This is a genomic window from Melaminivora sp. (assembly GCF_032059615.1).
Lineage (GTDB): Bacteria > Pseudomonadota > Gammaproteobacteria > Burkholderiales > Burkholderiaceae_C > Melaminivora.
This window is the reverse complement of record NZ_DAMCAM010000085.1, coordinates 1-8,557: the sequence shown is the minus strand read 5'-3', so window position 1 is coordinate 8,557 and position 8,557 is coordinate 1. Positions and strand designations below refer to the sequence as shown.

The 8,557-nt window shown below is 72.0% G+C and carries 7 protein-coding genes; all 7 read right to left on the bottom strand.

All coding sequences use genetic code 11. The features are described 5' to 3' along the window. Positions 1–1,475 (bottom strand): FtsX-like permease family protein (locus RT051_RS13750; RefSeq protein ID WP_313077527.1); only part of this gene is annotated, 1,475 nt, incomplete at its 3' end. 33 nt (positions 1,476–1,508) lie between these two features. Further along, on the bottom strand, positions 1,509–2,186 hold the full coding sequence (locus RT051_RS13745; RefSeq protein ID WP_313077526.1) for an ABC transporter ATP-binding protein: 678 nt from the start codon (positions 2,184–2,186) through the stop codon (positions 1,509–1,511). Beyond that, a complete protein-coding gene (miaA, locus tag RT051_RS13740; RefSeq protein ID WP_313077525.1) occupies positions 2,183–3,163 on the bottom strand; it encodes a tRNA (adenosine(37)-N6)-dimethylallyltransferase MiaA in 981 nt (326 codons plus the stop codon). Before miaA ends, RT051_RS13745 begins: the two co-directional genes overlap by 4 nt. Next, positions 3,153–4,400, bottom strand: coding sequence for a multidrug effflux MFS transporter (locus RT051_RS13735; RefSeq protein WP_313077524.1), 1,248 nt, complete (start codon positions 4,398–4,400; stop codon positions 3,153–3,155). Before RT051_RS13735 ends, miaA begins: the two co-directional genes overlap by 11 nt. Positions 4,401–4,428: 28 nt before the next feature. Next, positions 4,429–4,872 carry an HIT family protein gene (locus tag RT051_RS13730; RefSeq protein WP_313077523.1) on the bottom strand — a complete coding sequence of 148 codons (444 nt, stop codon included), beginning with the start codon at positions 4,870–4,872 and terminating at the stop codon, positions 4,429–4,431. Between the two features lie 14 nt (positions 4,873–4,886). Continuing rightward, complete coding sequence (gene galU / locus RT051_RS13725; RefSeq protein ID WP_313077522.1) at positions 4,887–5,774, bottom strand: UTP--glucose-1-phosphate uridylyltransferase GalU; 888 nt, start codon at positions 5,772–5,774, stop codon at positions 4,887–4,889. 78 nt (positions 5,775–5,852) lie between these two features. After that, on the bottom strand, positions 5,853–8,557 hold a 2,705-nt coding region (locus tag RT051_RS13720), incomplete at its 5' end, for a valine--tRNA ligase (protein WP_313077521.1).

Sequence of the window (8,557 nt, the reverse complement as noted above, 5' to 3'; positions counted from 1 at the left end):
GCGCTGCCGCGCATGCGGCGCGCGCGCTCCACGGCCAGCAGCATCAGGGGCGACGCGCGGGCCGCCCGGCGTGCGGCCAGCGGCTGCATTACCTGCAAGAGCGCTTGCACGCCCCAGGGCAGCAGCGCGATGCCGCCGACCAGCAGCAGGCCCACCGCCACGTACGCCGCCAGCGGAATGCCAAAAACGGGCGGAGCCAGCGCCAGCACTGCGCCCGTCGCTATCAAAACCAGACCGATGGCGCCGCCACGCGCAGCCCCGCCGTGCGCGCCCAGGCCCTTCAGGGTCTGCGCGGGCGGCAGCGCCTGCGCCTGGCGTGCCGGCCACCAGCCGCCGGCCAGCGCGGCGGCCAGCCCCAGGGCGGCGTAGAGCAGGGCGGCCGGGGCGCTCCATTGCAGCGCCGGCTGCACGCCGGCGAAGTAGCCGCCGCCCAGGTCGCCGCCCAGCACGCGCAGCGCCAGCGCCGCCAGCGCGGTGCCCAGGGCGACGCCGGCGGCGCTGCCGATCAGGCCCAGCGCGCTGGACTCCCACAGTACCAGCGCCAGCCGCTCGCGCGGCGTGGCGCCCAGCACCGCCAGCAGCGCGAACTGCGGCGCGCGCTGCGCGACGCTCAGGGCCAGCACCGAGAACACCAGAAACGCCCCGGTGAACAGCGCCACCAGCGCCAGCACCGTCAGGTTGACGCGATACGCGCGCGACAGGTTGGAGACGCGCTGGGCGGCGTCGCCGGGCTCGCCGATGCGCACGTTGCGCGGCCAGCCGGGCAGGGCCTGTAGCGCGCGTTCGACCTGCGCGCGCTGGGCGCCGGGGCGCAGCTGCAGGTCGATGCGCGTGAGCTGCCCGCCGCGGCCGAACAGGTCCTGCGCGGCGGCGATGTCCATGACGGCCAGCGGCGCGCCCCCGGCGGCCACCGTGCCGGCGACGGTGACGCGCCAGGTCTGCAGGCCGCTTTGCAAGGTGAGGGTGATGGGCGGGCGGCCGCCCTGCGCCAGCAGGCCCAGCGCCTGCAGCGCGCTGGCGTTCAGAAAGGCGTTGCCCGGCGCCAGCATGGCCAGGCGCTCGGCGCCCTCGTAGGCGCGCGGCATCAGGGACGGCGCCATGGCGGGCAGCACCAGCGCATCCACGCCCAGCACGCGCAGCGGCACGCGGGCGGCGGGGCCCTGCGCGGCGCTGGCCTGGATGCTGGCCTGGGCCGACAGCTCCAGCCAGGGACTCGCCAGCGCCACCTGCGGGTGCGCGGCCACCTGGCCGTACAGCCCTTCCGGCAGCGTGCCCTGCGCGGCGCGCAGCTCCAAGTCGGGCTGGCCGCTGACCGAGCGCACCGCCTGCGAGAACTCGTCCAGCGCCGAGGCGTTGATGACGTGCACCGCGAAGCCCAGCGCCACGCCCAGCATCACCGCCACCACGGCGGCCGCGCTGCGCCAGGGGTGGTGGCGCAGTTCCTGCCAGGAGAAGGTGCGCAGCAGGGCGAGCATGGGGTGGGGCGCCTGGCGTGGGGGGGGGCGGCTTCAGGGCGCGGGCGGTGGCGCGGGGGTGCGGATGCCACCGGCCGTCAGGTGCAGCACCCGGTCGGCGCGCGCGGCGGCTGCCTCGGAATGGGTGACCAGCACCAGCGCCGCGCCGTGCCCGCGCGTCTGCTGCACCAGCACGTCCATGACGCGCGCGGCGGTGCCGGGGTCGAGGTTGCCGGTGGGCTCGTCGGCTAGCAGCAGGGGCGGGCGATGGATAAGGGCGCGGGCGATGGCCACGCGCTGCAGCTGCCCGCCACTGAGCTGCTGCGGCAGGCGCTCGGCCAGGCCCGAGAGGCCCACGGCATCCAGCATGCGCGCGACGTGCGCTGGGTCATCACGGCCCAGCAGCATCAGCGGCAACGCCACGTTCTGCGCCACGGTCAGGTGCGGCAGCACGTGGAACGCCTGGAAGACGAAGCCCACATGCGCGCGGCGCCACAGCGCGCGCTGGGTGTCGTCCATCGGCCCCAGGTCCACCGCGCCGTGGGTGATGCGGCCGGCGTCCCAGTGGTCCAGCCCGGCCAGGCAGTTGAGCAGGGTGGACTTGCCCACGCCCGAGTCGCCCACGAGGGCGACGAACTCGCCCGGCTGCACCTGCAGATCCACGCCGGCAAAGACTGGCTGCGCACCGTAGTGCCGCGCCAGGCCCTCGACCTGCAGCAGCGGCGCGCTCACCCCGCGGCCCCGCTGGCCAGCCGCGCCCGCACGGCGCGCACCAGCTGCGCCGTGGCGTCGGGCGCGTCGCAGGCGATGGCGTGGCGCTCGGGCATGCCGCGCAGCCAGGTGAGCTGGCGCCGCGCCAGCTGGCGCGTGGCGGCAATGCCGCGCTCGGGCAGGGTGGCCAGGGGCTCGCGGCCCGCCAGGGTGTCCCAGGCCTGGCGATAGCCCACGCAGCGCATGCTGGGCAGGTCGGCGTGCAGATCGCCGCGCGCGTACAGGCGCAGCACTTCGTCCATGAAGCCCTCGGTCAGCATGGCGTGAAAGCGCCGCGCGATGCGCTCGTGCAGCCAGGCGCGGTCGGCAGGTTCCAGGCTAAAAACGTCTGCAGCCCGCAGCAGGCCTTGAGGTTGTGCTCTCTTTTTTTCTGTATGAAAGCTCGACAGCGTCCGGCCCGAGACGTGCCAGACCTCCAGCGCGCGCTGGATGCGCTGGCCGTCGGCCGGTGCCAGCCGTGCGGCCGTGGGCGGGTCCACGCGCGCCAGCTCCGCGTGCAGGGCCGGCCAGCCGAGCGCGGCGGCCTGCGCGTCCAGGCGGGCGCGCACGGCGGGGTCGGCCGGGGGCATGTCGTCGATGCCGTCGATCAGCGCGCGAAAGTACAAGAGCGTGCCGCCCACCAGCAGCGGCAGCGCGCCGCGCGCGCGGATGTCGTGCACCAGCTGCGTCGCGTCGCGCACGAACTCGGCCGCGCTGTAGGCCTCGCGCGGGTCGCGGATGTCGATCAGGTGGTGCTGCACCTGCGCGCGCTCGGCGGGCGTGGGCTTGGCGGTGCCGATGTCCATGCCGCGATAGACCAGGGCCGAGTCCACGCTCACGATCTCCACCGGCAGCGCCGGCGCCAGTGCCCCGGCCAGGGCCAGCGCGGCGGCGGTCTTGCCCGAGGCGGTGGGCCCGGCCAGGGCCAGCACCGGCAGGCGCGCCGCGTCAGCGGCCATCGCGCGGCTCTCCGTGGCGCTGCACCAGCGTCCAGGCCACGACGGCCAGCAGCACCGACCACAGGGCCACGCCGCGCACCAGCGGCCAGACCGTGCCGTCCAGCGCGCCGCCCAGCCACAGGCCGATGGCAAAGGCCGCCAGCATCATCATGAAGCCGTTGAGCGCCGAGGCCACGCCCGCGGCCTGCGGAAACGGCCCGACCGAACCCGATTGCCCGCACGGCTGGTGGATGCCGTGGCCCACCATGAAGACGTAGAAGGGCGGCAGCAGCGCCGCCGCGCTGTGCCAGCCGGCCAGCGCCGCCAGCAGCATCAGCAGGCCCCCGGTGGCGCTCAGCGCGCCGCCGATGGCCACCGTGCGCCGCAGGCTGTGGCGCGTCAGCAGGCGCCGGCACAGCAGCGTGCCCGCAAGGTAGAAGGCGGCATTGACCAGCAGCACCAGCCCGTAGGCGGTGCGCGACAGCCCCATCACCTCGATGAAGACGAAGGACGAGGACGCGAGGAAGGTGAACAGCCCGCCATAGCTGGCCGTGGTCAGCAGCGAAAACGCCCAGAAGGTGGGCGAGCGCAGCACCAGCAGCCAGTTGCGCAGGAAGGTGGCGGGCTCCAGCGCGTGCGGGTTGGGCCGTGCCAGCGTCTCGGGCAGGCGCAGCGCCACCAGGGCCAGCGCGGCCACGCCGTACAGGCTGGGCGCGAACAGCGCGGCCCGCCAGCCAAAGGCCTCGGTCAGCAGGCCGCCGATGGGCGCGCACAGGCAGGCGATGATGCCCAGGCCGGTGAGCGCGCGCGACATGGCGCGCGCGCCGGCCAGCGGCGTGTAGAGGTCGCGCACGATGGCGCGCGCACCCATCACGGCCGCGCCCATGGCCGCGCCCTGCAGCGTGCGCCACAGCACCAGCAGCTCCATGCTGGAGGCCAGCGCCCCGCCCACCGAGGCAAAGGCGTAAAGCGACAGCCCCGCCAGCAGGATGGGCCGGCGCCCGAAGCGGTCCGACAGCGGCCCCCACAGCAGCTGCGAGCAGCCAAAGGCCAGCAGCAGCGCCGATAGCGTCAGCTGCCCGGCCGCAACAGGCGCCTGCAGGCTGCGCGTGAGCGCGGGCAGGGCGGGCAGGTACAGGTCGGTGGTGACGGGCTGGATGCTCAGCAGCAGCGCCAGCACCACGATGGCCAGACCCGGCGGGACCAGCGGCGCGCTGGCCTCGCCGGGGGCCAGGGCGGCGGCAGGGATTACGGGCATGAAGAAAAGGGCAGGGCGGCGGTGCGGCTCAGGCCTGGAGGGCCGCGCGCAGGCGCTCGGCGTAGCCGGCCAGCACCTGGGCGCCGGGCTCCTTGCGCGGCCAGGTCAGGTCGATGCCGTCGCCCGTGTGGCGCGGCACCACGTGCAGGTGGAAGTGCCCCACGGTCTGCCCGCCCACGGCGCCGTTGGCCTGCAGCAGCGTCAGCCCCTCGGGCTCGAAGGCCTGCTGGGCGGCCAGCGCCACGCGGCGCGCGGTCTGCAGGCTGGCGGCCGCCTCCTCGGGCGTGATGTCCAGCAGCGTGGCGGCGTGGCGGCGCGTGGCCACCAGCACGTGGCCGGGCGTGACCTGGCCGAGGTCCATGAAGGCAATGGTCAGCTCGTCCTCATGGACGATGGCCGCAGGGATTTCGCGCGCCACCAGGCGGCAGAAGATGCACTGCCCCGGGGGCGAGGTGTCGACGAACATGGGCATGGGGCGGACTCGCTCTAGAGCTGCAGGGACTTGAGGTATTCGCGGAAGTGCTCGCCCACCTGCGGGTGCTGCAGGGCCAGCTCCACCGTGGCTTCGAGAAAGCCTTCCTTGCTGCCGCAGTCGTAGCGCCGGCCGGCGTACTGGTAGGCGTATACCGCCTCCTGCTGGATCAGCCGGGCGATGGCGTCGGTCAGCTGGATCTCGCCGCCCACGCCGCGCGGCTGGTTGCGGATCTCGTCGAAGATGCGCGGGGTCAGCACGTAGCGGCCGGCCACGCCCATGCGCGAGGGCGCCTTCTCGGGCGCGGGTTTTTCCACGATCTCGTCCACGCGCAGCAACGCCCCGCCGGCGCTCTCGCCGCGCACGATGCCGTAGCGGCGCGTGTGCTCGGGTGGCACCTCCTGCACGGCGATCATGGAGCGGCCCTGCTTCTGGAAGGCCGTGGTCAGCTGCGCCATCACGCCGGGCCCGCCGTTCTCGCCGACCATCAGGTCGTCGGCCAGGATGACGGCGAAGGCCTCGTTGCCCACCAGCGGCTCGGCGCACAGCACGGCGTGCCCCAGGCCCATCGAGCGCGGCTGGCGCACGAACAGGCAGTTCATGTCGCTCGGGCTGACGCTGCGCACCAACTCCAGCATAGCCTGCTTGCCGGCGGCCTCCAGCTCGCTCTCCAGCTCGTAGGAGGTGTCGAAGTGGTCCTCGATGGCGCGCTTGCTGCGGCCGGTGACGAACACCATGTCGCGGATGCCGGCCTCGTAGGCTTCCTCGACGGCGTACTGGATCAGGGGCTTGTCCACCACCGGCAACATCTCCTTGGGAGAGGCTTTGGTGGCGGGCAGAAAGCGCGTGCCGAGTCCGGCGACGGGGAAAACGGCCTTGCGGATGCGGGTGGGAGCGCTCAAATCGGATACCTCGTGCAAAGGGACTGGAAGGGGCGCCGCGCCTAGAGAGCGGGCGCCCGGCCAGGGCAGCCGGCGATGTTAGCCCAGGCGTGCCAGCTGTTCGCGGATGCGCGCCAAGGTCGCGCTGTAGTCCGACACGCGCTGCTTTTCCTGGTCGATCACGGCCGGCGGCGCCTTGGCCACGAAGGCCTCGTTGGACAGTTTGGCACCGGCCTTGGCGATTTCGCCCTCCAGCCGCGCGGCCTCCTTGCCCAGGCGGGCGCGCTCGGCGACCACGTCGATCTCCACGAACAGGGCCAGGCGCGCATCGCCCACCACGGCCACGGGGGCGGACTGGGTGGCCTGGCTCCAGGCGGCCTCGTCGTCGAACACCTGCACTTCACTCAGCTTGGCCAGGTTTTGCAGCACCGGCGCGATGTCGCGCATGAAGGCGGCGTCGCCCGTGGCCAGCAGCGGCAGGCGCTGCGCAGGCGACACGCCCATCTCGCCGCGCAGCTGGCGGCAGGCGTCCACCATCTGCTTGATGCGCTGCACATGGGCGATGGCGGCCGGGTCGATCTTCTCGGGCTGGGCCTGCGGGTAGGGCGCGACGGAGACGGATTCGCCGGCGATACCGGCCACCGGCGCCACCTTCTGCCACAGCGCCTCGGTCACGAAGGGAATGATGGGGTGGGCCAGGCGCAGGATGGCCTCCAGCACGCGGATCAGCGTGCGGCGCGTGGCGCGCTGCTGGGCCGCAGTGCCGGTCTGGATCTGCACCTTGGCGATCTCCAGGTACCAGTCGCAGAACTCGTTCCAGACGAAGTCGTAGAGGGTGTTGGCGACGTTGTCCAGGCGGTAGTCGGCAAAGCCCCTGGCAATGTCGGCCTCCACCTTCTGCAGCTGCGAGACGATCCAGCGGTCGCTCTGGCTGAAATGCAGGTAAGCCTCGGTGCAGCCCTGCGAGGCGTCCAGGCCGCAGTCATAACCCTCGCAGTTCATCAGCACGAAGCGGCTGGCGTTCCAGAGCTTGTTGCAGAAGTTGCGGTAGCCCTCGCAGCGCTTGCTGTCGAAGTTGATGCTGCGGCCCAGGCTGGCCAGCGCCGCGAAGGTGAAGCGCAGCGCGTCGGCGCCGTAGGCCGGAATGCCCTCGGGGAATTCCTTTTGTGTGTTCTTGGCGACCTGCGGGGCCGTTTCGGGGCGGCGCAGGCCGGTGGTGCGCTTGGCGAGCAGGGGCTCGAGCGCGATGCCGTCGATCAGGTCCACCGGGTCGAGCACATTGCCCTCGGACTTGCTCATCTTCTTGCCCTGCGCGTCGCGCACCAGGCCGTGGATGTAGACGTGCCTGAACGGCACGCGGCCGGTGAAGTGCGTGGTCATCATGATCATCCGGGCGACCCAGAAGAAGATGATGTCGTAGCCGGTGACCAGCACTGACGACGGCAGGTACAGGTTGTAGTCGCTCTCGGCGCCCTCGGTCTGCTCGGGCCAGCCCATGGTGGAGAACGGCACCAGCGCCGACGAGTACCAGGTGTCCAGCACGTCGGCGTCGCGCGTGAGTTTCGCGCCCGCGCCGGCCTGGGCCTGGGCTTCTTCTTCGCTCGCCGCCACGTACACGTTGCCGGCCTCGTCGTACCACGCCGGGATCTGGTGGCCCCACCACAGCTGGCGCGAGATGCACCAGTCCTGGATGTTGTTCATCCACTGGTTGTAGGTGTTGACCCAGTTCTCGGGCACGAACTGCACCTGGCCCGAGGCCACGGCGTCGATCGCCTTTTGCGCGATGGATTTGCCGGTGGCATCGCCTTCGCCCACCTTGGACATGGCGACGAACCACTGGTCGGTCAGCATCGGCTCGATGATCTGCCCCGTGCGGGTGCACACCGGCACCATCAGCTTGTGCTTCTTCGTCTCGACCAGCAGGCCCTGCGCTTCCAGGTCGGCCACGATGGCCTTGCGGGCGGCGAAGCGGTCCAGTCCGCGGTACTTTTCCGGGGCGTTGTCGCTGATGGTGGCGGTGAGCGTCAGCACCACCTCCAGCGGCAGGCCATGGCGCTGGCCTACGGCGTAGTCATTGTTGTCGTGCGCCGGGGTCACCTTGACCACGCCGGTGCCGAATTCACGATCCACGTACTCATCGGCAATGATGGGGATCTGGCGGCCGACCAGCGGCAGCGTCACGGTCTGGCCGATCAGGTGCGCGTAGCGTTCGTCTTCCGGGTGCACCATGACGGCCACGTCGCCCAGCATGGTCTCGGGTCGAGTGGTGGCGACGACCAGCTGGCCGCTGCCGTCCGGCAAGGGATAGGCGATGTGCCAGAGCGAGCCGTCGCGCTCCTCGTTTTCCACCTCCAGGTCGGAGACGGCGGACTGCAGCACCGGGTCCCAGTTGACCAGCCGCTTGCCGCGGTAGATCAGGCCCTGCCGGTACAGGCGCACGAAGGTTTCGGTGACCACCTTGGACAGCTTGTCGTCCATGGTGAAGTACTCGCGGCCCCAGTCCACGCTGTCGCCCATGCGGCGCATCTGGGTGGTGATGGTGTTGCCCGACTGCTCCTTCCACTCCCAGACCTTGGCGATAAATTGGGGGCGGCCCAGGTCGTGGCGGCTCTGGCCGCGCTCCTGCAGCTGGCGCTCCACCACGATCTGCGTGGCGATGCCGGCGTGGTCCGTGCCCGGCACCCAGACCGTGTTGTGGCCCAGCATGCGGTGGTAGCGCGTCAGGCTGTCCATGATGGTCTGGTTGAAGGCGTGGCCCATGTGCAGCGTGCCGGTCACGTTGGGCGGCGGCAGCTGGATGGCGA

Coding starts and splice junctions, on each gene's coding strand:
- miaA (WP_313077525.1), bottom strand. CDS start 3,163: ATGGCCGCTGACGCGGCGCGCCTGCCGGTGCTGGCCCTGGCCGGGCCC.
- RT051_RS13735 (WP_313077524.1), bottom strand. CDS start 4,400: ATGCCCGTAATCCCTGCCGCCGCCCTGGCCCCCGGCGAGGCCAGCGCG.
- RT051_RS13730 (WP_313077523.1), bottom strand. CDS start 4,872: ATGCCCATGTTCGTCGACACCTCGCCCCCGGGGCAGTGCATCTTCTGC.